20 protein-coding genes and 1 tRNA gene are annotated in these 26,739 nt (G+C 39.5%); 4 read left to right on the forward strand and 17 right to left on the reverse strand.

Annotated elements, in window-relative coordinates; genetic code table 11:
• Window positions 1–17 precede the first annotated feature (17 nt).
• The 12 genes from ADICYQ_RS18640 to ADICYQ_RS18695 form a co-directional block, all read right to left on the reverse strand.
• The gene (locus tag ADICYQ_RS18640) at window positions 18–1,151 is read right to left on the reverse strand and encodes an outer membrane beta-barrel family protein (RefSeq protein WP_081652395.1); all 1,134 of its coding nucleotides are present in this window, start codon (window positions 1,149–1,151) and stop codon (window positions 18–20) included.
• Window positions 1,139–2,434 carry a TonB-dependent receptor gene (locus tag ADICYQ_RS18645; RefSeq protein ID WP_152520502.1) on the reverse strand — a complete coding sequence of 432 codons (1,296 nt, stop codon included), beginning with the start codon at window positions 2,432–2,434 and terminating at the stop codon, window positions 1,139–1,141. Before ADICYQ_RS18645 ends, ADICYQ_RS18640 begins: the two co-directional genes overlap by 13 nt.
• Before the next feature lie 243 nt (window positions 2,435–2,677).
• Window positions 2,678–4,042, reverse strand: a complete 1,365-nt coding sequence (locus tag ADICYQ_RS18650; RefSeq protein WP_020892069.1) for an FAD-binding oxidoreductase — start codon at window positions 4,040–4,042, stop codon at window positions 2,678–2,680.
• A gap of 96 nt (window positions 4,043–4,138) precedes the next feature.
• Window positions 4,139–4,999 (reverse strand): helix-turn-helix domain-containing protein, encoded by an 861-nt coding sequence (locus ADICYQ_RS18655; RefSeq protein ID WP_051160281.1) that lies wholly within the window; start codon window positions 4,997–4,999, stop codon window positions 4,139–4,141.
• Window positions 5,000–5,160: 161 nt separating this feature from the next.
• Window positions 5,161–5,538: a cupin domain-containing protein gene (locus tag ADICYQ_RS18660; RefSeq protein WP_040417092.1), complete on the reverse strand. Its 378-nt coding sequence runs from the start codon at window positions 5,536–5,538 to the stop codon at window positions 5,161–5,163.
• A gap of 203 nt (window positions 5,539–5,741) precedes the next feature.
• Window positions 5,742–6,263, reverse strand: coding sequence for a tetratricopeptide repeat protein (locus tag ADICYQ_RS18665; protein ID WP_020892072.1), 522 nt, complete (start codon window positions 6,261–6,263; stop codon window positions 5,742–5,744).
• On the reverse strand, window positions 6,263–6,919 hold the full coding sequence (locus ADICYQ_RS18670; protein ID WP_020892073.1) for a serine/threonine protein kinase: 657 nt from the start codon (window positions 6,917–6,919) through the stop codon (window positions 6,263–6,265). The genes ADICYQ_RS18665 and ADICYQ_RS18670 overlap by 1 nt, the downstream gene beginning before the upstream one ends.
• On the reverse strand, window positions 6,904–7,755 hold the full coding sequence (locus ADICYQ_RS18675) for a helix-turn-helix domain-containing protein (RefSeq protein ID WP_020892074.1): 852 nt from the start codon (window positions 7,753–7,755) through the stop codon (window positions 6,904–6,906). Before ADICYQ_RS18675 ends, ADICYQ_RS18670 begins: the two co-directional genes overlap by 16 nt.
• Window positions 7,756–8,068: 313 nt before the next feature.
• The gene (locus ADICYQ_RS18680) at window positions 8,069–9,832 is read right to left on the reverse strand and encodes a hypothetical protein (RefSeq protein ID WP_040417093.1); all 1,764 of its coding nucleotides are present in this window, start codon (window positions 9,830–9,832) and stop codon (window positions 8,069–8,071) included.
• Between the two features lie 155 nt (window positions 9,833–9,987).
• Entirely contained in the window at window positions 9,988–11,346 is a 1,359-nt protein-coding gene (locus ADICYQ_RS18685; protein ID WP_438830484.1) for a Gfo/Idh/MocA family protein, read from the reverse strand.
• A gap of 147 nt (window positions 11,347–11,493) precedes the next feature.
• Entirely contained in the window at window positions 11,494–12,063 is a 570-nt protein-coding gene (locus ADICYQ_RS18690; RefSeq protein ID WP_020892077.1) for a uracil-DNA glycosylase family protein, read from the reverse strand.
• 350 nt (window positions 12,064–12,413) lie between these two features.
• A complete protein-coding gene (locus tag ADICYQ_RS18695) occupies window positions 12,414–15,164 on the reverse strand; it encodes a TonB-dependent receptor (RefSeq protein ID WP_040417094.1) in 2,751 nt (916 codons plus the stop codon).
• 366 nt (window positions 15,165–15,530) lie between these two features.
• Here ADICYQ_RS18695 and ADICYQ_RS18700 point away from each other — a divergent pair.
• A tRNA-Gln gene (locus ADICYQ_RS18700) sits at window positions 15,531–15,603 on the forward strand.
• Window positions 15,604–16,191: 588 nt separating this feature from the next.
• Window positions 16,192–17,790 (forward strand): calcineurin-like phosphoesterase C-terminal domain-containing protein, encoded by a 1,599-nt coding sequence (locus tag ADICYQ_RS18705; protein WP_020892079.1) that lies wholly within the window; start codon window positions 16,192–16,194, stop codon window positions 17,788–17,790.
• A 318-nt stretch (window positions 17,791–18,108) separates the two neighbouring features.
• On the opposite strand, the gene ADICYQ_RS18710 is transcribed toward ADICYQ_RS18705, so the two are convergent.
• The 5 genes from ADICYQ_RS18710 to ADICYQ_RS18730 form a co-directional block, all read right to left on the reverse strand.
• Window positions 18,109–20,277: a TonB-dependent receptor gene (locus tag ADICYQ_RS18710; protein ID WP_020892081.1), complete on the reverse strand. Its 2,169-nt coding sequence runs from the start codon at window positions 20,275–20,277 to the stop codon at window positions 18,109–18,111.
• A gap of 274 nt (window positions 20,278–20,551) precedes the next feature.
• Complete coding sequence (locus ADICYQ_RS18715) at window positions 20,552–20,863, reverse strand: hypothetical protein (protein ID WP_146948190.1); 312 nt, start codon at window positions 20,861–20,863, stop codon at window positions 20,552–20,554.
• A 313-nt stretch (window positions 20,864–21,176) separates the two neighbouring features.
• A complete protein-coding gene (locus ADICYQ_RS18720) occupies window positions 21,177–22,181 on the reverse strand; it encodes an ABC transporter permease (protein WP_081652396.1) in 1,005 nt (334 codons plus the stop codon).
• A complete protein-coding gene (locus ADICYQ_RS18725) occupies window positions 22,178–23,146 on the reverse strand; it encodes an ABC transporter ATP-binding protein (RefSeq protein WP_020892086.1) in 969 nt (322 codons plus the stop codon). Before ADICYQ_RS18725 ends, ADICYQ_RS18720 begins: the two co-directional genes overlap by 4 nt.
• 7 nt (window positions 23,147–23,153) lie before the next feature.
• Window positions 23,154–24,011 carry a COG1470 family protein gene (locus ADICYQ_RS18730; protein ID WP_020892087.1) on the reverse strand — a complete coding sequence of 286 codons (858 nt, stop codon included), beginning with the start codon at window positions 24,009–24,011 and terminating at the stop codon, window positions 23,154–23,156.
• A gap of 666 nt (window positions 24,012–24,677) precedes the next feature.
• On the opposite strand from ADICYQ_RS18730, the gene ADICYQ_RS18735 reads away from it, so the two are divergent.
• A complete protein-coding gene (locus ADICYQ_RS18735; RefSeq protein WP_020892088.1) occupies window positions 24,678–25,280 on the forward strand; it encodes a Uma2 family endonuclease in 603 nt (200 codons plus the stop codon).
• A 205-nt stretch (window positions 25,281–25,485) separates the two neighbouring features.
• Window positions 25,486–26,718, forward strand: coding sequence for a DUF6786 family protein (locus ADICYQ_RS18740; protein ID WP_020892089.1), 1,233 nt, complete (start codon window positions 25,486–25,488; stop codon window positions 26,716–26,718).
• The last annotated feature ends 21 nt before the right edge of the window (window positions 26,719–26,739 follow it).

Genomic DNA, 26,739 nt, shown 5'->3' on the forward strand with positions numbered 1-26,739 from the left:
ACCGTTAACGTCAATGGTCACATCCGGTTTCGTTCTTCCTGAGATCCTGTTTCTCGGTTTCTTTTCACCTTCACTTTTTGATTGCCAAAAGGTATGGAAAAAGTCAATTGAAAAACCCTTTCGGAGAAATCATTGTCCCCAAATGTTCTAATACCCAACTCGGGTTGATTGTATTCCCACTCGCGAATACCACTGGTTGCAGTGATGTCTTGCACACTAAAGGTAAGCAAACGCTCATTCTTGAATTTTTTGCTAACTCCTAAATTTATATAAGGATGAAGGTATTTTACCTGGTCACCATCAATATATGGACTCATGTACCTACCATCTAAATTAGCTGTCCATGAATTCCCCAGGTCAAAAACATTGGCAAGCTGAGCAGTAATGGTAAAGACACCTTTTTTAAAGGGCAGTGGTCGGTTAGATGCATCTATTACTTTTTTATAAGCTCCATCCAAGTTCCAGTTCATGTCCCAAATTTTACCTATTTTTATAGGGAAACTCATATTTATCAAATATCCATCCATGCGATCAAAATTAATTGGCGTACTGGTCTGCAGGTTTCTTTCCTTGTCTACGGTGTTATAAAATGCAATATTCCCAACCGTTCTATAGATTTCCACTGCTATCAAAAAGGATCCGTGGTTGTAAGCCAGCCTATAAGAATTGGTAAACGAAGGCCTGATGCGTGTGTTGGAGCTCACTAACAAAGTAGGGTCTATTAATACGGAGAATCCTGCCAAATAAAAAAATGATGGACGCATAATCCGTCGGTTAAAAGCTAGATTCAGCGACTTGGTTGAATCAATAACGTAGCTTGTCCGAAGTACTGGAAAGAGATTATCGTAGGTAAGGTTAAAGTCATTTTCGCCACGGCCATCATCTAATGCATAATTATAATGCTCCAGCCGAAGACCTAAATTAGTTTCCCATTTAGCATCCCATTTTTTAGAATGTGAGGCAAACGCTGCCAGGATCTCTTCGCTAATGTTATCATTTGCTGAAAAAGCTTCGTCCTTTTCCCAAATTCCTGCTATCCTATTCTGAATCCGAGATATTGTATTTGAGTTGTTGAAGGTACCTTTAACACCCATTTCCACTTTACCTCCCTCTTTGGTTCCCCATTCAAAATCAGCTTTTACGGTATTAATTTCAAATCTTGACGCTCGATCAGTTGCTGTTTTTCTTTGGTTTCTTCTATGTCAAGGTAAGTGAGTTCAGACGAATTTTGCACATCAAGTGTTACCCTATCTACATCAATATTTAAGGAGCCATTGGTACCAATTTTTCGAAAGTAGTTCAGGTTTATAATTGTATTTCGATTTGGGTTGTCAATATTAAGTAGATATTGTGAATTGGTATTCGGTACCGCATTAACAGAACCTTTAGACCGGCTGGTAAAATCCTTGCCCAAATCCGTGTTTTTTGAATACCCGAAAAGCCCTCCAATAGTGCTGTTTTTGTCGATTTCAAAATCGACTCCCAGGTTAAATCCCAATGAATTGTTTATTGGATTGACAAACTTAAAACTGTTCTCATAATAAAACTGATCCCCTTGATAATCGTATTCTCTGAAATGGTTAATCTCTGCTTTGGGCGATCTGTTATTAAATCCAGAAGCATTGCCATAAATATTCAAGCCATTATTGCGGTAATTCAAATCGACACTGCCATTGAACTTTTCTCTTTGTCCCATACCAGCAGTAAAGCTTGCGCTACCATTTAATCCATAAGCATTGTTCTCTTTCATCACTATATGAATGATTCCTGCAGCATTATCAGCATCATATTTCGCTCCTGGTTGATGGATAAGCTCTATCCGATCGATATTTTCTGCCCGCATGCCCTTTAACTGCTGAATCAAATTGGCTTTGGGTACCCGCGATATTCTGTTATTTATCATTATCAATACTTCACCCTTGTTGTTTAAACTAATGCTATTCGCATTTTCTTGAACAATAACTCCAGGTGCTTTTTGAAGCAGTTGCAAGGCATTATTACCGCTAAAAGTCGGTAAGGAGGAAACATTTATTATCAGTCTATCGCTTTTCAATTGAAAGAGTTCTTTTCGTCCCACTACTTGAACGGTTTCTAATTGCTGGCTCATTATGGTCAATTCGATTCTCTCTAAAGTAAGTTCATTGGTACCTGAAATGGATAAAGACCTGAAATAAGGTTCGTATCCTAGTTGTGAAACATTGAGTAGGTAATTGCCGACAGGAATATTCTTCATCACGAAAAGCCCTATTGAATCGGTGGGCACTCCTTTGACCATTACCGAGTCCTCATTTTGTAATAAGAGAACATGTGCAAAAGGGGCCGCTTCCCCATTGGCTCCGTAAACATGGCCCCTAACACTCGTTTCCTGTGCGTAAGAATTTAGACAAGCAAACATTGCCAATACAAACAAATAATTTATAGAATACTGTCTCACAATTTCTATTTTAAAGGTTGACTAGGTACAGCGCATAATAATTATGATTCCAGCTTAGAAAGTGACAATCGAACCAGTGAAACATTTCCATTTAATTCTTCATAGCTTAGCATTAACTTTCTATGTTGATGTTGACTGTGAATTATGTAGTCAGTGATATGTAGCTCCGGTAAAAACAATACTGACAAAATCCTCTTCATGAGGGTACATTTCCCAAGTCCTCAAATCTTGATTAATGAATGGTTATTTCGGTCTAATATTCTGATTGATATGAAAAAAATTATGAGGATCATACTTGGATTTTATAGACACCAATCTATCATAATTGTCTTTATAGGAGGCTTTTACTTTTGCCTCTCCCTCTTCCATCATGAAATTCACATATGCACCACCCATGGCATAAGGAGTTAGGGCTTCATAGAAACTTTTACACCAGTTGGTTATTTGCTGTGCATTCTCCGGTTCTGGTGATACCCCTACAAAAACTTGGGACCAACGGGCGTCTCTATTTGCCCAGGCAGTATCTTTATTTGGAACATCATGCACAGCACCATCTATAGGATACAGATGAGATGTCGTATGAAAATTTGGGATTTCCTTCCCAAATTCGATATTTACATCAATCGCTTCATCCGTTAGCTCTTTGAAATAATGGCCTCTCCAATACCACTGCAATCCTGGGGGATAAAGTGCATCAAACATGCTGTTAAGCGCAGGCATTGATATCTCTCCTACAAAATCTAAAATTGGAGGACCAAACTCACGTATAGGAGCAAACACCTTTTCAGCTTCTTCTATTGGCCCGGTATAATTCCATACCACACCACATACTTTATGATTCCACAAATGTTCTGGAAAAGGTGCTGCAGGAGGCACCATTAAAAAAGCAAAAAATCCATAAAGATCATTTGACGCATTCTTGGTTAGCCCATCATAAAATTGAATTGCTTCTTTGGCTTTTTCTATGGGCCAAAACATGGGGCCAGCATATACGTTTTTGACTTCCAGTAAATTAAATTTAAAGGAGGTAACCACACCGAAGTTCCCTCCACCTCCACGTAAGGCCCAAAATAAATCAGGATTGCAATCTTTATTTGCAGTGACCATTTCACCAGTAGCCAATACTACCTTGCATTCCAATAAATTGTCTATGGTCAGTCCACCTTTCCGACTCAAATACCCCATTCCACCACCTAGGGTCAACCCACCAATTCCAGTACTACCAATAATTCCGCTAGGCAAGGCCAAGCCATGCTCGTGTGTTGCCGCATCTACCTCCTTTAGTAAGCATCCAGATTGGATTTGCGCAGTTTTCGCGGTAGCATCAATTTCTATTCCTTTCATTTTCGATAAATCGATAACCAGCCCATCGTCCACCATTGCTAAACCAGCACCATTGTGCCCACCACTGCGAATAGAGATTTCGATATCATTTTCTCTGGCAAAGTTTACAGCATTAATTACATCTGCCTCCGACTGGCAGCTGGCAATGGCAGCAGGACGCTTATCGATCATTGCATTGTAAACAGCCCGGGCATCGTCATACCCTTTACTTTCAGGTGTTATTACCTGAATACCCGATGATTCACTTAGGTTTTCATAGTTCATGGTCTTATAATTTAGAGGGTTTATTTTATAAGCTAAAGCTATGATTTACTTCTTATTAGGACTTTTCTCAACAGTCCAGATTCTTTTCTAATTGGTTCACACCTTTTGAGCGAGTGAAGGAGAAATTTGAAATTTCTCTTTAAATACCCTGCTGAAATGCGAAGCATTGTTAAAGCCCGATTCGAACACTATTTCACTTATACTTTTGGAGGTTGTTTCCAAAAGAGATTTGGCTTTTTTCAATCGTCTTTCAGTTATCCATTTTCCTGGGGACATTTTATAATACTGCTTAAAGTCACGCTTAAAAGTAGACAAGCTTCTATTTGAAATATTTGCAAAGTCTATTAGTTTAAGGTCATACATATAGTTTGCTTCCATTACTTCCCAGATAGGTGTTGGGTAGCCATCTATAATTTGCATTATATAAGAAAGAATTTGTTTGTTTTTTGGATGCGAAAATATATTAAAAAGCAATTCTTTGAATTTACCCTCCAAAATACTATCTGGCATTTTTTTATCTCTTCCAAAGTAAGGAATGATGCTGTTGTAACAGTTTCTCGTTTGAGCATTTATTGCAAAAGTGCACATCATAGAAGGATCAGCCTCAGGTAAATCATTCAATTTTAAATGTGGCCTAAACTCGTCAAAAATGGACCGCAGGTAGTCGTCTTTTAAATAGAAAACCAAAACATCCCAACCTTCATAATCTGGTGGCAATTCCTGTAAAAAGGCGGTTCGCTTTATTAACATCCCCTTTCTGGAATCAGAAACCAAAGTCTGATTGCCATGACTAAATAATCGCTCTCCGCTTAGTGTGAAAGTGAACTGGGAATGTTTGGCATATAGTTGCATAATCCTATCCCGTTGTGGACAACTGTAATATAAAAACAGCGTATCTTTCATTGAAAATTGTTGAAAGATTTCTGGATTGGCTTTTTGTACTTCGTAAAGATCCATTTTAAATAAATATAGAGCACCCAAACTATTTAAACTACCTTATTATAGAGGATAACCATTCTTATTACTGATACAATAAATAAAAAATCAGCCAAAAGTAGCCAATACATTATTCAGCCAGACTATCTACGTGAGTTTCAATTTTCCATACAATCCTTTCATTACCCCTCAAATTCCACCATTTTTTTACCAACGTGTTCAATCACCTCATTAAACTCTTTGGTTGGATTAAAGTCGATCAATTTAATGTCCTTTTGTACAATAATCGTATGTCCGGATGGCATGTAAAATACGTCACCACCTTCTAGTATTTCTTCCGTTCCATCATCGTATTTAACCAGCATTTCTCCTTCCAACACATAACCCCAGTGTGGGCAATGGCAACTGTCATTGGTTAAGCCATGTAACAGGGGCGTAAAATCTGTTCCCATAGGGAATTCGTTAAAACATACAGTCATGCCCCCCAAATCAGCCTGCGCACGTAAAATGGTGTCTGGCGTTTGCATAGTGGTTGGGATATCCTTCTTGTTAATTTTCATGGGGATTTGGTTAAATGGTTCGGATTTGTTGTTTAGCTTTATTAAACTGTCATAGATATAACTATTTTAATAAACCTTAAAATTCATGTAATCAAAGATGAAAAAATCATAAAAACCAACCAAACAGGCATGTTGCAATATTGTTAAATTAACAATCAGGCTTTAAATTATGGTGCAGAACATTTAAACTTAGCTGAAAAAAACTACTTTTTGGAATAATAATCGGATACGGCTTTTATCGGCAAGCCAATACCTGAAAATCCAACTTTATCGTACAGTTCTATGTAACGAGGATTGTCTCTTATTGGAGATAGAAGCGGCTCCTCTCGTAACCAAGTCATTTCCACCTCATGCCTGTCAAATGATTTTTCCAGCCATTCCAAAGCCCGATCATAATCTTCCAAAACGCAGTAGTGTAATGCGATAAACCAAGCAGGACTTCCAGAAGATTCATCGTTATAACGTTTATGCAGCTCACTCAAAAACTTCCTGGATTCGGCGTCTTTTCCATCCATCTGGGCATATATTGCATTAAACCAAATTAAAATTGGAGGGTAATCAGGGTATTGCGTCAATATTTTACCCAGTTGCTTTCGGGAACTTTCATAATCCTCCAGGTAGTAATATAATTTTGTAGATTCTCTTAAAAAGAACCAGTTGTCACTGTAAAATGAATCAACATTTGCAACTAAATCTTTGGCCGCTGCTGTTTCGTTTAACAACATTAAAGCTTCTGCTTTAAACAAAAATAAATACCCACAGTGGGATCAATAGAGATGTGCTTGTCTGCAGCCAAAATAGCCTCCTCATACCTGCCGGTTTTTATAGGATAGTCCACCATTATTGCTGGCGTCTGATCAAAAAATAATTTTTCCAGTTTTCGCTGATAGTACTCTTCCACCAATTTAAAATCCCAACCATAATAAAAATAACCTGTATACAATTCCTCCTCCACTCCTTCATGCAAAGGATCAATTTCATGCGCTTTCAGCAATAAATTTTTCGCATTGTGCCATGCAAATTGCTGTTCATAAATACCCCAAACCAAGCCGCCAAAACTCCAGATATTGGCCAAGCCAACGTAGGCCTCAACAAAACTGGAATCAAGACCGATGGCTTTTTCATAAAGTGGAATGGCATTAGAATAGGTTAATTTATTGGCCTTATGTCTTTGAAATTCTCCTTGTAAATAATAGGAATAGGCCTGTTTATTATTGGTGGGTATTTTTTGAATATCCTCCAACTCACTATCTGAGATAAAAACATTCATTTTGGAAGCCACTCTTTCTACAACCTCGGATTGTATTTTAAATATTTCATCAATGTTCCAAACTCTTGTAAATTCTTCAGACCACAAAAGCTTATCTAAGCCAGAATCCAATAACTGCAGGTTAATTTTATTTGATCGCCAGAAATCTGTACACTCCCTATTAATAGATTCGTCACCTCTAATTCCTCACTAATTTCACCAGTGGATTTTTCAGTTGTCTGGTATTTAAGAGTGGATGAAAAAGGAGTTACTTTATCAAATGCGCTAATTTTTGAAAGACCAGAAACAACAGCATCGGTCATGCCGTAACTTACATATTCCAAATCATCATTACCAGTCCAATTTTTTAAGGGCAATACTGCAATTGATTTTAAATTTATTGTATTTTCATTAGCTATAGCATTCCTATTTTTATTTGAAAAGCTTAAATAAAAATAAAGCATGGATAAGACCACAAGTATAAAAAAACCCATCCCCAATAAGTTTTTTTTAACCAATACTTTTTCCCCAAATGTATTTCCGGAACTCGGGGAAGATCCCAATGAGGAAGGGTTTTTCGATTCACCCTTTTTTAGTCCAGCCATTTCATTTCCAGATTTAACTTCACCGGGAGGAAATCCATATAACTTGTGAAAACAAGTATTAAAATAAGTGGCGCTACTGAAGCCAACACGGTAAGCAACCTCTGAAACAGAAAGGTCCTCTTCTTTCAACAATCCCATTGCCCTACCCAATCGGTATTCTCTTATAAACTGACTGGTTGAAACACCTCTTAATTTGTGCAGTTTTCGATGAAGACTTGACCGGCTCATACCTACTGCATGGGCAAGACTATCAACACCGAATTGATCATTCGTGATATTGGTTTCAACTTCAGCTATCAACCTATCGACAAGACCGTCGCCAGGTGATTTTTTCCATGGCTCTTTTGATAAGTCATCAACCATCTGCAGTGGGAATTTTAGGTTATTATTAAGAGGGTGACTTAAGTTAAGTAAAATATTTGGAAAAAATATTGAATCATTAGGGCTAAACTATTGATTTACAAGTTCCAAATATGCAATCACCCTTCATTCCGGAAATAGTAACAGGCATTCTAATTCGGTCTGAAACTAACCTAAATCAATCAACCGCTAATTCCCATAGCCCACCCGTTCTGAGATTATTGTTAGTAAATGAAACAAAAAAAGCCCTTTTCTGATCGTTTAAAACCTAGAAAAGGGACTTAAGCGTAAAAAATTGAGAATAGCTTAAAAAAATTTATGCCATCTGATACTGTAATTTCATTTCAGCCAATTGGGCTTTGACTCTTTCTAAAATCAACTCATTTTCCTTGGACCAGGAAAATTTAAAATCCTGATAATAGGCAATTCCTTCAGATAAATTCTTCTTGAATTTATTGATGTACACCTCCATTTTCTTTCCATTTTCAGGCAAGGCATTTTCTATATCTGTTCTGAGATGCTGCAAGTAAAGTTGCAATTCTTTCACAAATACATGCGGACGTTCCGGATCTAAAGTCAGGTTCACCTTTCCATAAATATGGTCTACCATTTCTTTTAAGCTAAATGAGCCTTTGAAATAAGCCAAATTTGGGCCTGGACAAATGGTTACCGCCTTGAGATTCCTACGGGGTGTTTCCCCAGCACTAAGCAATGCCGGAGCACCTAATCCCTCACAAAGGCAATCTTTCTCTAATACTTCTGTCAAAACAGCTTCAGAAATTTCACCAGCCTCCCATTGTTTGACTTTTAAGTTTTGGTATTGGCGTGATGCCGTACATATTGGCTTATCGGTAAACTCAATATTTGTGGAAAGGAGCTTTTTATAGCAAGGACTTCCGGGCTTTCCTTTGGCTATCCGTTCCTGCCGTTGGGCTTCAGCGCTACTTGTTCTCAAATTATTAAATGGCACTCCCAAAGGAGAAGCTCTGCTTAGGTAGAAATCAGATTTTTTAGCCTGAAGTAATTTTTCAAAAGTTAACTCATCTACACTCGTAGCCTCAGGAACCAAAAGGAAAGGACTGCCCCAACCTGTACCATCCAACTCGTATTTTTCCAGCAACATGCGGTTTTCATCCGCGTTACCTATACCACCCTGATAAGTGATTTTAGGTTTGATATTGTTTGGCAATAAGGGTTGATTCTTATTACTCAAAGCATCCTGACAAATTGCAAATATTTCTTCTTTGAGGATCTCCTTATTTACTTTAAAACTATCTAGTATAGGACCAGCAAGAAAGCCATCCGTAGCAAAGGCATGACCGCCACAATTCAATCCAGATTCTATGCGATACTCATCCACCCACAATCCTTTTTTGGCAAGGAACTTACCTTGAATCAAGGCAGATCGATAATCTGAAACTTTCAATATAATTGGCTTTTTTATAAGTCCTTTTTCATTTGGGAAAAAATCTCCAAATTTTTCTGCATACCCATATAGGGCAGGATTCATCCCAGCAGAAAACACCACCCCACCTCTCACATTACTCTCTGCAAAGCCTTTTAAAGCAAGCAAAGCATCTGATTGCTCTCTCGGTAATATGTTTCCGTCTTTATCGTAATTGAGCTTGTCCACCTTGGTCATTATATTGACATCAATATTACCTGGGACAATTGCCTCCCTTAACGCTTGTTGGAGGTCTAGTTTCTCTTGACCACTAGCTACCTTCATCTTAGAATAAAGACCGCTTAAGGCATGATCGAAGGGCAATAAATCAAAGTACTTGTCTATTTCCAGCCCTTCTCCGAAGTTTTGGTTTTTTAATTCCTCAATTTGACCATCAACAGTACTTTGTAAAAAATTAAGGTAAGCAGTGATCCGTTTTGCCCTCGAATCAACAACTTTTTCATTTATAGGTTCAAATTGCGTTGCATTGGAATAATGGCTACGCATGTCTTCCAACAATTGGTCATCCATGATGGACACTACAGATGAGATGCCAAAACGAGCAACCTTGATAGGGGTGTCTACAGTAAAACCTAAACCCATTACAGGAATGTGAAAATTATGAATTACAGCCATTTTGTTAACTTTAGATTATGTACTAAGCACCTTGAGAAGTGCTTCAGATTGAAAACAAAATTACCTGTATAAGGCTGCAAAAAAGATTAACTATCTCAGCTTATAAACTGACTTTTATCAGGAAATAAACAGAGATAGTGGTAGACATTAAAAAACTAAACTTTCAAACTTCGGTATAGGGCGCCCCAAGGCTCCCGCATTTTTCTTATAAGCAATTGATTGGCTGCAAAATTATCTTTAAACTGTTCCTTTTTAGGATCCCAAACCAGATCCTGCTCCAACATCATGGCAATATTCCCCAAATGAGCAAGGGTAATAGATCGATGGCCGACCTCTGCTGGTGCCACGGTTTCTTCGCCAGAGTAAATGCAATCTATGAAATTTGTAAAATGATTGTCACTTACATAAAGTTGGGTCTCATTAGGCCCTATGACTGTACCTTTCAAACTTTCAGGATTGATTTTATGGTCTCCCCTTGTAGCCCAGGCAGAACCTTCGGTGCCTTGAAAGGTCACGCCAAAGTCTTTGTCACTCTGGATGATTAGCTTTACTCCATTGTCATAAATACATTCAAAATAAAACCTGGTAGCCGTATTCCATACCGGATGATCTGACCAAACCGCCTGGGCATTTTGAATTCTTACTGGACCTGTCAATTCCGTTCCCATGCCCCACTGAGCAATATCGGGATGATGTCCTCCCCAGTCTGTTACATTTCCCCCAGAATAGTCCAGATTCCAACGAAAGTTCACATGGGTTCGACATGGACTATAGGGAGCTTCAGGAGCAGGTCCTAGCCACATATCATAGTCAAAATCCTTCGGTACAGGGATCGTCTCGGTCAAATGACCCGTCTTTCCAAAATCAGGCGTTCCTCCAGGTAGCCCGCAGGTCACTGTATGAAGTTCACCCAACCTACCATTTCTCGCCAACTCACATACCCTCCTAAAATGATGACTGGATCTTTGTTGGCTACCTGTTTGGAAGGTGACTCCGTATTTTTTCACAGCATCACTCATGGCCCTGCCTTCGTCTACAGTAAGTGACAGTGGTTTTTGGCAATATATGTGTTTTCCAGCCGCTGCAGCCATCATCACAGGTATGGAATGCCAATGGTCTGGAGTGACTACTTCAACAGCATCAATGTCTTTATTTTCTAATAATTCTCTAAAATCGGTATAGCCAATAGCAGATTGATAGTTGGAATTGTTTTTTTCTGAATAGTGCTCATCCACTACCTGCATGATAAAATCCCTCCCTGCAACTTTACCATTCCAATATCCAGAACTTTTCTTATTGACATCACATACGGCTGTGACCTGAACCCGCTTATCTGCCAAAAAGTCTTTGACATCATTCCCAGCCTGATTTCCAGCACCAATAAAGCCCAGATTAATCCTATCGGAGGGTGTCACAAAGCCATTTTTTCCCAATGCAGATCCGGGTATGATGGTTGGTATTGTTAGAAGGCTACCAGCTGCCAATACTGATTTTTTTAAAAAATCTCGTCTCAAGTTTTTCATGCCTCAAAATAACGCTAATTCAATAAATTGACAAACGAAATTTTAAAAACCAAACATAAGACAATACGATAGCTCGTTGTTTATAAAATAAAAAGATCTGGCTAATTGATCAATATTAAAATGGGTTACTGTCTTCGATCATAACAACGCATGCACCTCATTTTGCAAGGCGGGTACCACTTCATCTTCAAACCAGGGGTTTTTCATTTGCCAGATTCGATTTCTGGGTGAGGGATGCACCAAAGGAAAAAATTTCGGAAGGTAATTTTGGTAATTCCTTACCGTTTCCGTTAGGGTTTTCTTCTTCTCTTTACCCAAGTAATAATTTTGCGCATATTGTCCTATCAACAATACCAATTGAATTTCCGGCATTTCACGCATTAAATCCGGATGCCATTTGGGTGCACATTCGGGTCGAGGGGGCAAATCTCCACCCTTCCCCCTTCCTGGATAGCAAAAACCCATGGGTACTATTCCGAAAACTTCGGGGTCATAAAAAAGTGCTGCATCTACATCCAGCCAACTCCTAAGATTCCTTCCACTCGCATCATCCCATGGCACACCACTGGCATGCACCTTGGTTCCAGGGGCCTGCCCTATGATGAGGATTTTACTTTTGGAATGCGCAGACAAAACCGGCCGGGGCCCTAAAGGAAGGTGCTTTTCGCAAATGCTACAAGCTCTGATTTCTTTAAGAAGGGTTTTCATAATGGTATTTCATTTACTAAAGGATAACCAAAAAACAACTAAAACTAGTCATTTCAAAACACTCCCAAATATCCTTCCAAACAAATTAAACCTGCTTAAAAGCACAACTTTTAACAATATCCGGCTTTAGGATCGGGGATCCATTATTCAAAAGTCCATTGTCCTGTGAATTAGAAGAATAATCCATTACAAATTAGCGTGATTTTCATTATTTGTTTTGGCTAGTCTATACTACCGCATCTAATACCTCTGCTGCTTTAGCCATGGTTCACGAACTGATCAACAAAAAATAGGCGACCCAGTATTGAGTCGCCTATTGGGAAATAGTTTAGTTTTTTACTTAATTCTAGCTATAGCGCCATGTCATAGCCACCAAACCTCCTGAGGTTGTAAGTCACTGTAAGCATAAAGAACTGTTTTAAAACCTGAGTTCTGACATCCTCTATGTAGACATCTGTTACATTTCTACTAATACTTGCATTCTGATTGAACAAATCAAAAACGGTAAGCTTTAACTCTGTTTTATTGCTAGGTGGAATTCTGTATCCAATATCCATATTTGTTAACAGGATACTTCTATCAAATTCATCACCAAGACCAGTGTAGAGCTGGTGGTTTACGCTGGTGCCTACAAATACTCCCCCAGTAAAGTTCCAAAACAGGTCAGCTTTGGTATTGTGCGTATAATAATTATTCTCCAAACTTTCTTGTAAACTACTTCTTACCCAATTAAAGGTCCCTCGTGAGGACAGGTTAAAATCAATGCTTTCACTGATATTACTGCTTAGGTTAATTCCCTGACGGTAAGAGGTGTTTTTATTGTTATTCAATTGCCCATTAATAATTCCTGGACGGTTTCGTGTACTGAAACTGGAATTAATACTCAAGTTACTTTTCATGAATTTAAGGGGAAACCCATAACTTCCATATAGCCTATACACGTAATAATTATCAAGGTTTACAGGCTTTGTAAATTGCCCTCCCTGGGCCAAGGTCACATCATTCTGGATAAGTGTATCCTGGGTAGCAATAAAGGTCTCATTACCTATATAATCATTCCTGATGTTTCCATAAAGGAAAAACATCCAGGAGCGATTGGTCTCAGGATTAATAATCCTGTACCTGGTAAAAAGCCTATGACTGTATTCCTGATTTAGCTCTGGATTTCCAGTTGAAAGTTGCAATGGGTTGGCATTGCTAATCACATCCTGCAATTGCCCAATAGATGGTGCATCTGTGTCGGTACTATAATCAACTCTTAAATTGCTGAACTCCCCTGTTTGGTATTTAATCACTGCCCGAGGAAGAAAGTTAGAGAATGATCTCTGGGTATTTTCAAAGCCTGGGAATAACCTGTCACTATCAATATAAGCAGCCTCATAATTTAAGTTAGTGAAAATGGAAAGCTTTTCCGTTTTAAAACTATAACCAGCTCCTCCCCTATGGGTAATATAACTGTTTTCGAATCTATTGGTCAAAGTACTGTCAATCCGAATTAAACCGCTTTCTGCTTCCTGAATTTCTACATCCTGATTGGTATCAGAATTATTGTTTGAAACTCGGTATCCAAATCGAAGCCTAGATTTCTCACTTAAAGGCTCATAAAAATTCAAGCCAGCATTGTAATAAAAGCTATTGTACTTGTTTTGCTTGAATTGTATAAGCGAATCAATATTGGCATCCTGAAAATTCGTAGTGACAGCCACCAAATCAGAATTGCTATCGCTATTGTATTTGCTTGTGTAAATATAGGTTGAGAACGCCCTTCCTTTTTTATCAAATTTATACCTATAATTCAAAGAATTGGCAAAACTCATGGATTCTCGAGTCGAAGTGGTCTCATTTTGATTCCTGTTAATAAAGGTATTCTCATCATAAAGGTTATAGGCATCCCTAAGGTTGACAGAATTCCTAAAATCCAAACCTATTCTGGGCCTCAAAACCAAAGCATGTTTCTCATTGATTTCATAGTCTATTCTTGCGCTAAACCTGTGGCTTTGGGTTTTTGTATGGTAATTCCTATCCTCATTATACAATTGAAGACTGTCATCAGGCAAAATGTATTCTCTGGAGGAAGTCCTGTTTAAAACATTGTCTCGGTCATTAAAAAGGTAATTTCCCGAAACCTTTAATTTCGCATCAAGGTATTCATCAGAGAAGTTTGTCCCCAAAGCATTGGTATTTGTAATGCCTGGTAATTCTCCTACAGTTAAGCCATCATTTGATCCTCCACTACTACTTTCCAAACTCCCTAATTCATCTCCACCAAAATTCTGTTGGTTGATATTATTACTCAATCCTAAAACAGAAAACCTTCTGGCCCCATTGAAGAAGTTCATATTTCCTCCACCAATGTAATTATTATCCGTACCGTAGCCTCCATAAAACTTACCGAACCTACCCGCACGCATGTCCGGCTTCGTTATGATATTAATTGTTTTAATGGTCTCCCCATCATCGAAGCCTGTTAACTTAGATTCTTCGCTCCCTTGGTCCAAAAATTCAATCTTCAAGACGACTTGAGCAGGAAGATTTTTTAAAGCAGCAGCAGGATTATCACCAAAGAAAGGCCTACCGTCTACCAATACTTCCTTGACTTCCTCGCCCTGAACCTCAATGACGCCATTTTGGATCACCACACCGGGCATTTTCCGCACCAATTCATCGGCATCAGCCTCTGGCCTGGTTTTAAAAGCATTCGCATTGAATGCCACTGTATCTCCCCTGACCTCGCCAGTAAGCGCATCAGCTGACAACTCAAAGGCTTCTAACTCCTGGCCATCACTTACAATCTCAAAAACGCCCAAATCACTTCCCTCAGAAGATGTTAACTGTTTTTGGAAGGTTTGGTAACCAATAAATGAAAGCTCAATAAGGAAATCTTTCAATATTGGCCTGTCAACTTTAAATTTCCCGTCAAAATCCGTGTAAGTTGATTTTAAGGTTTCACCATCTTGGTTTTTAAAAAAAACATAGGCACCGAACAAAGGTTCCTTGGTTTGGCTGTCAATGATGGTTCCGGTAAACTGCTGTTGTGCAAAAATACTGGAAGTAGTAAAGATGAAAAGAAAGGCAATAAATATGGATGACTTGATCGACATGAAGTAATAAATTATAGAAATAACAATTGGCTTGTTTTTAAATCGAAGGCAAATTGATAATGAATCCATAACATTCAAATGACAATTATGCCAAAGTGACCATGACAGGTTTGTAAGGCAAATTACCCAGATAATTAAAAGGGTCGTTTTCCAGAGAAAATCAAAATTCGTGATAAAAAGACCTCAAAAACTCCCAATTGAAAATAAAACGAATCTTTATTTCAACAAATAGGTAAAATTTGTTTCTGACAATTAGGGCTTTAAAGCATTAGAGAGAAAATTCTTTTAAAGGGGATTTGCATTAAAAAAAAAGTCCTGTTACATTTGTGACACTAAAAAAGAGCAAGTCTTTTTTAATCTTATGATTGGCCGATGGTGTAACTGGCAACACGTCTGGTTTTGGTCCAGAAGAGTCCAGGTTCGAGCCCTGGTCGGCCAACAGTCCTAGTCCCAAGTTGATTCATTCAACTTGGGACTTTTTTTTGTCAAAAAACGAGGGAGCCAATCCATAATATACACCCCAATTATCTCAGGAAAATTAAATCTGTCTATACCCTAAGAGAAAAACTGGTGCTTTCAAAAACAAGAACCTGCAGATAGGATGCTTTTGATTTTGTCAATATCACTGTAGGAAAATACAACAATACCGCAGAAACCCAGTGTTTGTATTTCCCTTGCCTATGGGTTAAAATCCATGGCTATTGATTTTAACGTTGTGTTTTGAAAGAGTTCGCTTGAATTAAGCATTAGAGAATAAAGCTTAACAATAAATTAATCCTTCCCTGCCTCCATCAATAAAACGGCACAGAAAAGGTGGCAAACACTTTTTTTTATTGCCCCCCTCCTTCGTTAATCCACATTCCCAATTTTCAAATGCCGATAAAATAAAAAAACAATAGATTTGTAATTACTGAAATCAGCCATCTAGTGTCCCTAACCCCTGAATGCGATTCCATAATTAAGCCTTTTATAGCAACCTATTTTTCAATTGAATTTAATTTCTTCTATACAGATCCATTTCAACTCCATGTTTACAACAAAACACGTACTTCGGTCAGGCTTTTTGTCTGCCCTACTTTTGATACAACTCTCCAGTTATTCGTCGGCACTTGCCCAGGAAACCGTTACGGGTTATGTATATGAAGACCGCAATAATAATGCAATTAAGGACAAAAATGAAAAAGGCATCAAAGGCGTAGCGGTTACCAATGGCAGAGAGGTTAGTCTAAGCAATGCAGATGGAAGCTATAACCTACCCGCCAATGAGGACATGATCGTCTCAGTCATCAAACCTTCAGGCTATGCCATACCGGTAGATGCCAACAATCAACCCCAATTCTTTTACATCCACAAGCCCGAGGGATCACCTGAAACAGGTGAAAACAGGGTACTTCCTACGGGGAAACTACCCAAATCAGTAGATTTCCCATTGATTGCACAGGAAGAAGACCCGAATTTCTCGGTACTCTTATTTGGAGATCCTCAGGCAGATGACCTCACCAATGCCGGCTACTTTGAAAAAGCTATTGTTTCTGAACTTATTGGGGGCAAAGGAGCTGCCTTTGGTATTAGTTTAGGCGACCTTGGGGCTAGAAATTTATTTGATACCTATATTCAATCCCTTGGGAAAATAGGCATTCCGTGGTACAATTTGCTGGGAAACCACGACATGAACAGCCATAAAGAAGACAAACTCTCGGATGAAACCTATGAAGCCAGCTTCGGCCCTGCCAATTATGCCTTGAATTACGCCAATGCCCATTTTATCGTATTGGATGATGTGATCACACCTAACCCCTCGGGAAATGGCAGCTATATAGGAGGCTTTAGAGAGGATATTCTTGCGTTTGTAAAAAACGATCTTAAACATGTTTCCAAAGACAAGCTTATCGTATTGGCCTTTCATATCCCCATCTATGAATTTGAAAAAGGGCCGGATCAATTCAGGGAAGGAGATCGGCAAAAACTCTTCAATTTACTGAAAGGTTACCAATATACCCTCTCGCTTTCCGGACACACTCATTCTCAAAACCATCACTTTTTCACCACCGAAGAAGGCTGGCCCCATGCAGGCTTTCACCACCATTACAATCCAGGAGCCACTTCAGGTGGGATCTATATCGGTCCCAAAGACAGTTATGGAACCCCCTCCGGCATTATGCGAGATGGCACCCCAAAAGGTTATGCCTTTCTAAATATAACGGACAATACCTACAGCTATGAATACGCTCCTTCCGGAGAAAACGACTGGAAAATGAGTATTCATATGCCAAAAATTGTACCGCAGGCAAAAAAATACAGAGGGGAAATCACCGTAAACTTTTTCCAGGGAACCCCTCGAGACAATGTAAAATACCGGGTAGACGAAGGCGAATGGAAAGCTTTGAACCTAGTACCCGAATACGATAAGTTTTTGTTGGACATCCTCCATGAATGGGATCATGCAGAAGAACTTCCATGGGGGATCAGACCTTCCACCGCTTTGATCTCTTCCCATATATGGAGTGGAAGAATCCCTTCTCAGCTTCCCTTAGGAGAGCATACTGTGGAAGTCCTTGCCAAGGATTGGTTAGGAAGAACCTATACCGCAAAAAAATCATTTAAAATCGTACCTGATAATCAGTAGATAATTGTTAATTATTTAATTGTTAATTGTTAATTAGGAAGATAGACTACCGGTGCCTGGGCTTGTCCAAGGCAATGGTATTTTAAGTGAGAGGTGGTGATGGGGTGAGTGGGGTAATTTGGTAATGGTTAATTATTTAATTGTTAATTGTTAATTGGGGAGATAGATTACCGGTGTCTGAGCTTGTCGAATATCCGATGCCTGAGCTTGTCGAAGGCAAAGTGGTTTTATCGGTATTGTTGCCAATAAATCACAACAATACTGATAAAACCGTTATTTGCTTTCCAATTTCCTATTCGACGTTCAATTAGGTAAAGTTTATAAACTAAGCTTAAACCCTCCATTGACGACAAAACCATCCACTGGGGCATAGATATCCCTGAACTGGGGATCGCTAATGTTGCCTGTATAAATCGTGTCAAACCTGGTCTGACGGGTATCCAACATGTTTTCAAAATTCAGGAAAAGGGAAAAATACTTTCCGATTTTTTTTTCAGACATGATGCCCATGATCCAATAGGATTGCCCGGTACTGCCATCGGAAAGCTTTTGGGGACTGAAGTAATAAGCTTCCAGTCCGACCCAGAAATCGCCATGTTTTTCATACATCAAAACATTGTTCAGCCTGTGTTTGGCCACCAAAGGGTATTCGGTTGCTTCATTGTCATAATGTTCGTTTACATCAGCATAGGTATAGCCTACGAACAGTTTAAAGTCATGGTAACTCCACTTCATATTGGCTTCCACTCCTTGGGTATTGATATAACCTTTGGGCTGGGTGAATGCATACATGCCGTTATTGGTTGACTGCAATAGCATCGGGTCATTGATCTGTGTATAAAACAGTAGGGCATTTGTACTCAAGCTTAAATCACCTGTTACGGGCCATTTGTAATTGATGTCCAAATTAATCCCTGTAGATCGTTCGGCACTGGTTGCTGAAAAGTCTATAGGGAGAATATTCCTGAAGTGCAGTCTTTCTGTATCTTCAGTAAACTGGGTGGGTGTTTTATATCCAAGTCCCCCGCCTGTTCTGAAGGTAAGCTTCTCACTCGGCTCGAACAATAATGAAAATCGAGGCAGGAGATAAGATCCATATTGACTTTGGTAATCACCTCTCAATCCCGTTTCCAGAGTCCATTGTGAAGCCATGTTCCAGGTATTTTGAACGAAAGCCCCGGTAGTGGTATTGGAAAATCCCAGGTCATTGTCAGGATCACCCTGTCTTTGATCAAAATTCTCCGTCCATAGATTAGCCCCTACAATCCACTCCATCTTTTCGCCAAAAGTGACATAATTCAGTTCTGAAAAAGAGGACACCTGCTTTCCACTGAAAACATAGCTAGGTATGGCTATGGACCTGTCGAAAAAACTCACACTGTTTTTCAACTGAATGCGGGAATGGTCGGAAAAGCGATGGGTAGCATCAAACTGTGTAGACAAGCGGTCCGTTTCATTGGATTCAAAATAACCGGACTCCGTTTTGCCGGCTATATAATCCATGTTGCCTCCCAGCCTATCCTCAGTAGTAAAGTTAAAGCCAAGGTTAATTTCTGTTGCTTCATCCAGGTACCAAAACATGCGGGGGTTAATGGTATACCGTTCAAATTCGGGAATCGCTGTAAGCCCTATGCCAGCAGGATCATAAGCGGTGCCTTTGTTATAGGAAGCAAATACGGTGGTTCCAATTTTACCATACCTTTCCGAATAGAAACCACTAAGATCCAAGCCCAATGCCGAGGTCCCGTTTACCATAAAATTAAGCTCCCGTTCTTCACCAGGAGTTTTAGAAATTAGATTTACCAAGCCTGCAATGGCTCCTCCACCATAGAGAGTAGAGGAAGCACCTTTGATTACTTCTACTTGCTTGAGATCAAGCGGAGCAATCTGCATCAAGCTTAAACCTCCCGAATAACCGGAATACAATGGAAGGCCATCTCTAAGTAATTGGGTATACCTCCCATCAAGTCCCTGAATTCGGATACTCGAGTTATAACTGGTTGCTGAAGTCTGCTGGGTCTGTATCCCGGTGCTTTCGTTCAATAGCATGCGAATATCACCGGGTTTCATGTTTCCCTTTTCCGCAAGTTCCTCACCTGCAATCACCTCTACTCTTGTAGGAATATCTTCTATGGTCCTGCCACTCCTTGTGGATGAGACGACCACCTCTTCCATTTCCTCATGGCCATGTTCCATAAATAGCGTCAGCTCTTCTTGCTGATTGATGGGAAAGGATTTTTCCAATTTTATTGATTCATATCCCAAGTGCGTTATAAGGACCGTGTAAGTACCATTTGGGATTTCGTCTATATTGACTTTTCCTTGAATATCACTGGAGGCCCCTTTCTCCAATTGTGGAAAGTAAACGGACACGCCAAATAGCGCCTCCTTGGATTCCTCATCCTTGATCGTAGCGTTAAATGTGTTCTGTGCCATAGCAGTGCCATAAAGGCAAAGCAATAATAGTACTGTGACAATGTGTTTCACGGTAATTAATTAATTGTTGATTGATTGAAAAATTATGGTTGGTAATTAAACCCGAAATAAGCAATGGCCATTCCATCTAGCTCCTTATAGCTTGACATTACTTTCTATGCTGCTCTTAATCGTGAAATTTTTGTAGCCAAGGGTGTAAGCCCTTGGGAAAACCACGAGAACAACCTGATTTTGACGGTATTGTTGCTCTTTTTTCTGCAACAATAATGACAAAATCTTTACTAGTAGATGCCTGGTTTAAATTACCTTTATGTAGATAGGAAGGTCAAGCCTTTGGTGGCTTGAAAAAGAATTTAACCAGAGAAAAAGGTTTGAATTCTGATCTATTACTAGAAATGGTTTCATTTACCTCCTGAAAAGTTAAAGGAGGAAAACCACCTTGTTGAAGTATAAAACCCGGGCAATGTCCACAGGTATAGAAAGGAGAGCATAATCCCGAACTTGGTAAAGCTCCCTGTGTAGGGCCATCAGTACCACTATGACTAACTTCATCCGGACAGCTTTCCAAGGGTGGACAACAGGGCAGCATGGATAAGGACAACACAATAGGTAGCATGATGGCTATGAATAACCTCATGATAAATAAGTGTCTTTTGTTCTTTTGTTCCATTTTCTGGCTGCCTATTGATCGGAAATAAAATTTCCGCATTAGTTAATTTGCTGGACAAAGTTATGGAATTCTTATTCTTTAAAAAATTACCCTGGATAGGAATGTCAAGTAAATCGGATTATTGTTTTTTACCCGTAATTTTACTTTATCGGCTAACTCACCCTAGCCCAAGTCACGCCTTCAAATTATCCACTTGGTTGCTGTTTGAAGATTTCATCTATGCCAGGCAAAGCTAAAACCTCCAAACAGCTTAATTTATATAAAACAGGGAAAGAGATGCTTAGGTTCTTATTTCTCTTCTCATAAATAGGTAATAAGAAAAGGCAAAGCAAAGTAAGGTGGCTGCTATCAGGCCTGTTAACTGTGGCCAAACAATCAGCAGACTATCCCTGATTGAAAGTGGTGAAGGAATTGCCCCAGCCATTTGCTCAATGGTAACTGGTCCCAAACTCCTAACAGAAGGCATTAACAAGGTCGTAGTGGCATCTGCATAGAGTTGACTAGGTGCCAATCGAAGAAAGTTCAATATCATTTCATTAAGGTGCATTACTTGCATTTGAGACAATTCACCTGAACCTGAAGCAAGCATCGTGACCACCATATTGATAACAATCTGATAGAATACCGTGAAAAACAACCAGATACCAATGGCTGTAAGTGCGGAGGTTGATGCCTGCTTAAAGACAATGGAAAGTAAAATTGAAAGCCCTAGCCAAAAGCCTACATAAACAGTACAGAGCACCATAAAACATAGAATTCTTACCAGTTCTTCGACTTCAATCATTACCCCGGTAATGAGCATCCCTCCACCAATCATCAGCAAAGAGAGTGAAAACAACAATGTTCCTACCAAAAGAAGGGAACTGACAAATTTTGACAACAGCAAATTGTCGCGATAAATGGGCTGGGCCATAATCCGTGTTAAGGTACCGTTTTGTTGTTCCGAATTAATGGCATCAAAGCCAAGGCTGATCCCCAATAAGGGGCCTAAAAAATTAAGAAAAACATGAAACGGAGGCAATGTCCCTTCAGTAGTTGTCAGTATTTTAAGATACAAGAAAAGGCTTTCCAAATCTTTGACCTTTGCCACAGTATCTTTTATATTGTTCATGGCCACGGCAGTTGCTCCCCAAAAGGTAAGCATGATAAGTACCAATAAAATAATAAACCTCCAACTGCGAATATGACCAGCTATCTCCTTCCTCACCAATATCCAAAAGGGGTTCCGCTGATTTTTATCGCGCATAGCAGCATTCATATCCAACGCATTTATGATTCCTTTCATTGATTTATAATCTCCTTTATATTGTTTTCAAAATACTGTTGATAAATATCCTCTAGTCCATATTCTTTCTTTTGAACCCCTGTGATAGGATATCCTTTTTCCACCAAAAACCGGACAATATCAGGGGTAACATCCTCAGTTCCTGAGATGCAAATAGCATGAGAATCAACGGTAATTCCTTCAATAGAAGGTAACTGAAGTAATGCTGTTTCCTCCTTCCATGGCAGGTCAATGGAATTTTTAAAGGTTACATTTACCTCAACCGATTTGCCAGAAAAAAGGCGATTTGAGAGGGAAGCGATACCCCCTTCGATCAGGAGTTCACCTTTCACAAAAATCCCAACCCTATCACAAACCTGCTGCACCTGATGAAGGTGATGGGATGAAAGCAATACTGTAAGTCCTTTTTCCCTACTTAACCGTAAAATAAGAGACAAAAACTCTTTGACCCCACTCGGATCAATACCTAAAGTAGGCTCGTCCAATACCACAACCTGAGGTTTTTTAATAAGCACTTCTGCCAAACCCAAGCGTTGCTTCATTCCTCTTGAATAGGCCGCTGTTTTTTTATGAATGGCCTCTGCTGGCAAGCCAACCAGATCCATTACGGCTATGGCATCTTTTTGAACTTCACAGCGTGGTATCCCATTCAATTCTCCGATATACATCAAGTTTTCCAAGGCAGACATATTATCGTAAAACCCAACATTGTCTGGCATATAGCCCACGATTTTCTTTACAGCTATGGGATCCTTGGTGGAATTAACCCCACAAACATGCGCCGTTCCAGCACTCGGCTCAGTTAGTCCCATCATCATCAGAATAGTGGTCGTCTTTCCTGCCCCATTTGGGCCCAACAAGCCAAATATTTCACCTTTATTAATGGTGAGATTCAATTCATTGACTGCAGTGAAAGTGCCATATTTTTTTGTCAGGCCTTTCAACGCTATTACCTCCTTATCCATGACCATTTTATCTTCTTCCGAACTTTCGAATCAGTACATAAACAAATCCAACAGCAATCAATATTATCAAAATACCGATACCCCCAGACAATAGGGATGTTTTTACCGTTACCCTATAGGTTGCCATACTCGTGCTATCTGAATTTTTGGCAGTGAACTTACTTACATAATCTCCTGCCAAAGTTTTATTAGGAACTGACAAAGTAGCGATCACATCTGCACTTTTACCAGGCTCAAGTACTTCCAACTCAGAGGGAGAAAAGCTTACCTCCCATTTTGATGGCGTATTTGCAGTAAGTGATATTTCATTTAAAGGAAGTGAACCTGTATTTATAACTTTAAGGTGGATTTCAGTATTTTTTCCTTCTGTAATTTCACCACTCAAACGGCCTGAAGGAGTTGTAAGCTCTAATTCATATGCTCCTTCCACAACTGCCTCAAGCTCCAGTTCCATCGAATCATTTCCAGATTTTGCATATATAGGAAAGGTATACTTCTTTGGAGCAGCATCATGGGCCGGTTTCACCTCAACATTGATACTTTCCGATTTGCCAGGCTCCAAATTAATAGAAGTGATTTGACTTCCTCTGGCCTTAAATACCAGCCTCCAACCTTTAGGGGCTTCAGCCTTGAGTTCATAAACCTGTTCCTTGTCAGAGTTGTTTTGTAGGTTTGTCTGAAAACGAAAGGTCTCATTAACCGGTGCTTCGATATTAAATAGGCGTGCGGTAAACGAGGATTCAGATTTTACATCTTGTGCAGAAACCGCAATTGGAATAAGGTGAAACAAAAGGACTACTAATAATGGAAGAAACCATTTCTTGCCCCATCTGAGGCCTTGTTTTTGTAAATAAACGGCTGACATAATAATAAATAAGTGAATTTATAAATTAAATTAATAAAGTTAAATCTTTGTCTATTTATCGTATGATAGCTATCCTGATAGCGGTTTCAATTTTAAATATGAAGGAAAAAAAATGCAAATAATTAACTTTTTTTAACAAATAGCTGCTGATACTGGTGGGGGGGGATAATTGTTAATTGTTAATTGTTAATTGTTAATTGTTAATTGTTTTTTAAGGTATATACTTCAAGAATCTATTACCGGTGTTTGAGACTTTTAGACTTCCGTACCGGTCCCTGAGCCTGTTAAAACGATGGTACCTGAGCTTGACGATACCCGGTGCCTGAGCCTGTCGAAGGCAAAGAGTTGTTTACGCGAGAATTCCCTTGTTTATTCACTTTGCTGTTCGAGCCAGGTCTGACACGGAAGTGAACTCCATAACGATATATGAATGGGTATGGCTGTATTATTTAGAATCATATTTATGGCCAAAGCATAATTTTAATCCTAACAGCCTGAAAGGAATCAATAATAATCATGAGGCGAAAACCTGTAGACATAAGGGAATATTTATCTGTAAATCAAATAGTTACAAGATTACATTTTTTAAAATCACTTGCAATTCTCAACTTTATCTACTAGCGATTTTAACCAAATCTTGTTATCTTTATTAGTCAACCTCGGTTTATGGAAAAGTCAAAAGACAAAGTCAAAGAACCCTTTTCTGCATATGGAAACTATTCCTATGCAGACTACCTCTCCTGGCAACTGGATGAGATGGTGGAATTAATTCGGGGAAAAGTATTCAGGCAGGCGGCTGCAGCGCCTCGAAGAATCCATCAAGAGCTTACGGTAGCATTGGTTACGAGAATTCATGGATTTTTAAAAGGAGGAAGCTGTAAGGTGTATACCGCCCCCTTTGATGTACGCCTTCCGGTCTCTTCCAGAAAGCACAAGGATATCGATACCGTAGTGCAGCCAGACCTATGTGTAGTCTGCGATCGGGAAAAACTGGACGATTTGGGCTGTGTGGGTGCTCCCGACTTGGTCGTAGAAATTCTCTCTCCCGGTAACAATAAAAAGGAGCTGCAATTGAAATATGAAGTGTACGAAGCATCTGGAGTGAAGGAATATTGGGTGATCCATCCCGACGAGTGCACTTTGCTGATCTATACACTGGAAGGAGGAAAGTACCGCCCCTCTCGACTATTTACCTTGGGAGATCGGGTCAAGTCGCAGGCACTTGCTGGATTTGTTTTAGATTTGGATGAAGTGTTTGGGGAGTTGTGAATATAGGTTACTGGCTATCCATAGACCATCAAACAAGCATTGTTATTTTAACCTCTTCCTCCATAAACCAAATTCCATTCACCATTAAATTCTTTCCATAACTCACTATAAATACGATGGGTACCTATTGTTTTTATAAATTCAATTGTAGCGTTAAAGGTTTAATGCTATTATTGTGGTTAAAACGCATAAGAATTAACCCAAAATGAACAAATACATCGTTGTTTTAGCCCTACTCAGCAATTTAACCTTTACTATTTCCTGCTCAGAGCGCCAAAAAGATAATCAGGCTACGGAAGAGAGTCCAAATAATTTTTTGCAGGATAAAAAGTTTTTAGAAAAATTTGACCCAAACCTTGTAGAGCTAAGTACGGAAGACAAGCAGGCCAAAATCCTGGTATCCCCTAAGTACCAGGGTAAAGTTTTCACCTCCACCGCAGCAGGTGAAAATGGAGAAAGCTTTGGCTGGATAAACTATGAAGCATTTGAAGGCCCATTAGACAAGCACATGAATGCCTATGGAGGAGAAAGTCGCCTATGGCTTGGGCCAGAAGGGAATAAGTACTCTCTGTATTTTGAACCGGGGAAAAAAATGGCGTTTGAGAACTGGCACACTCCTGCAGCCATTGACCATGAACCCTGGGAAAAAACCAAGACTGGCCCGAGGGAAATAGCCATGGCCAAATCAACCTCCATTACCAACTATCAAGGAACCGAGTTTAAGTTACAGCTTCAACGAACCGTTGCACTTCTGGAAAAGGAGGAAATCTTAAAAAACACTGCTTTGACAGCCGATGTCTCTGCCATCAAAATGATAGGCTATACCACCATCAATTCCATTCAAAACACAGGGGATTTTGAATGGACTCAAGAAACCGGAGCCCCCTGCCTCTGGGTTTTGGACATGTTCAGGCCCAGCGCAGAAACCACCATTATATTACCTCTCAAGCCAAATGACACCAAAGAAGGAACCACCAGCAACTATTTCGGGGAAATTCCGGAGGAAAGAATTGAGATTACAGATAAGTACCTGTTCTTAAAGGCCGATGGCTTAAGCAGAGGCAAAGTGGGCGTATCTCCCGAAAGAGGGCTTCCAATGGCCGCCAGCTATGACCATATCAACAAATTATTGACCATCACTACCTTCAATATATCTACTGAATTGCCCTACCTTAATCAGGAGTGGAACACCGATGCTGATCCTTTCAAAGGGGATGCGGTCAATGCTTATAATGATGGTCCCCTAGAGGACGGTAGCCAGATGGGTCCCTTTTACGAATTAGAAAGTGTTTCTCCCGGAGCCTTTCTTTCTCCCGGCCAAAGCATGGAGCATTTCCACAATGTATACCACTTTACCGGAAAGGAAAATGCTTTAAATGAAATCACCCAGCAATTATTGGGGATTACTATTGCAGAGATAAATGGGGTGTTTTTTTAAATGTTAATTGTTAATGTTAAT

The organism is Cyclobacterium qasimii M12-11B (assembly GCF_000427295.1).
In the GTDB taxonomy this organism is placed as follows: domain Bacteria; phylum Bacteroidota; class Bacteroidia; order Cytophagales; family Cyclobacteriaceae; genus Cyclobacterium; species Cyclobacterium qasimii.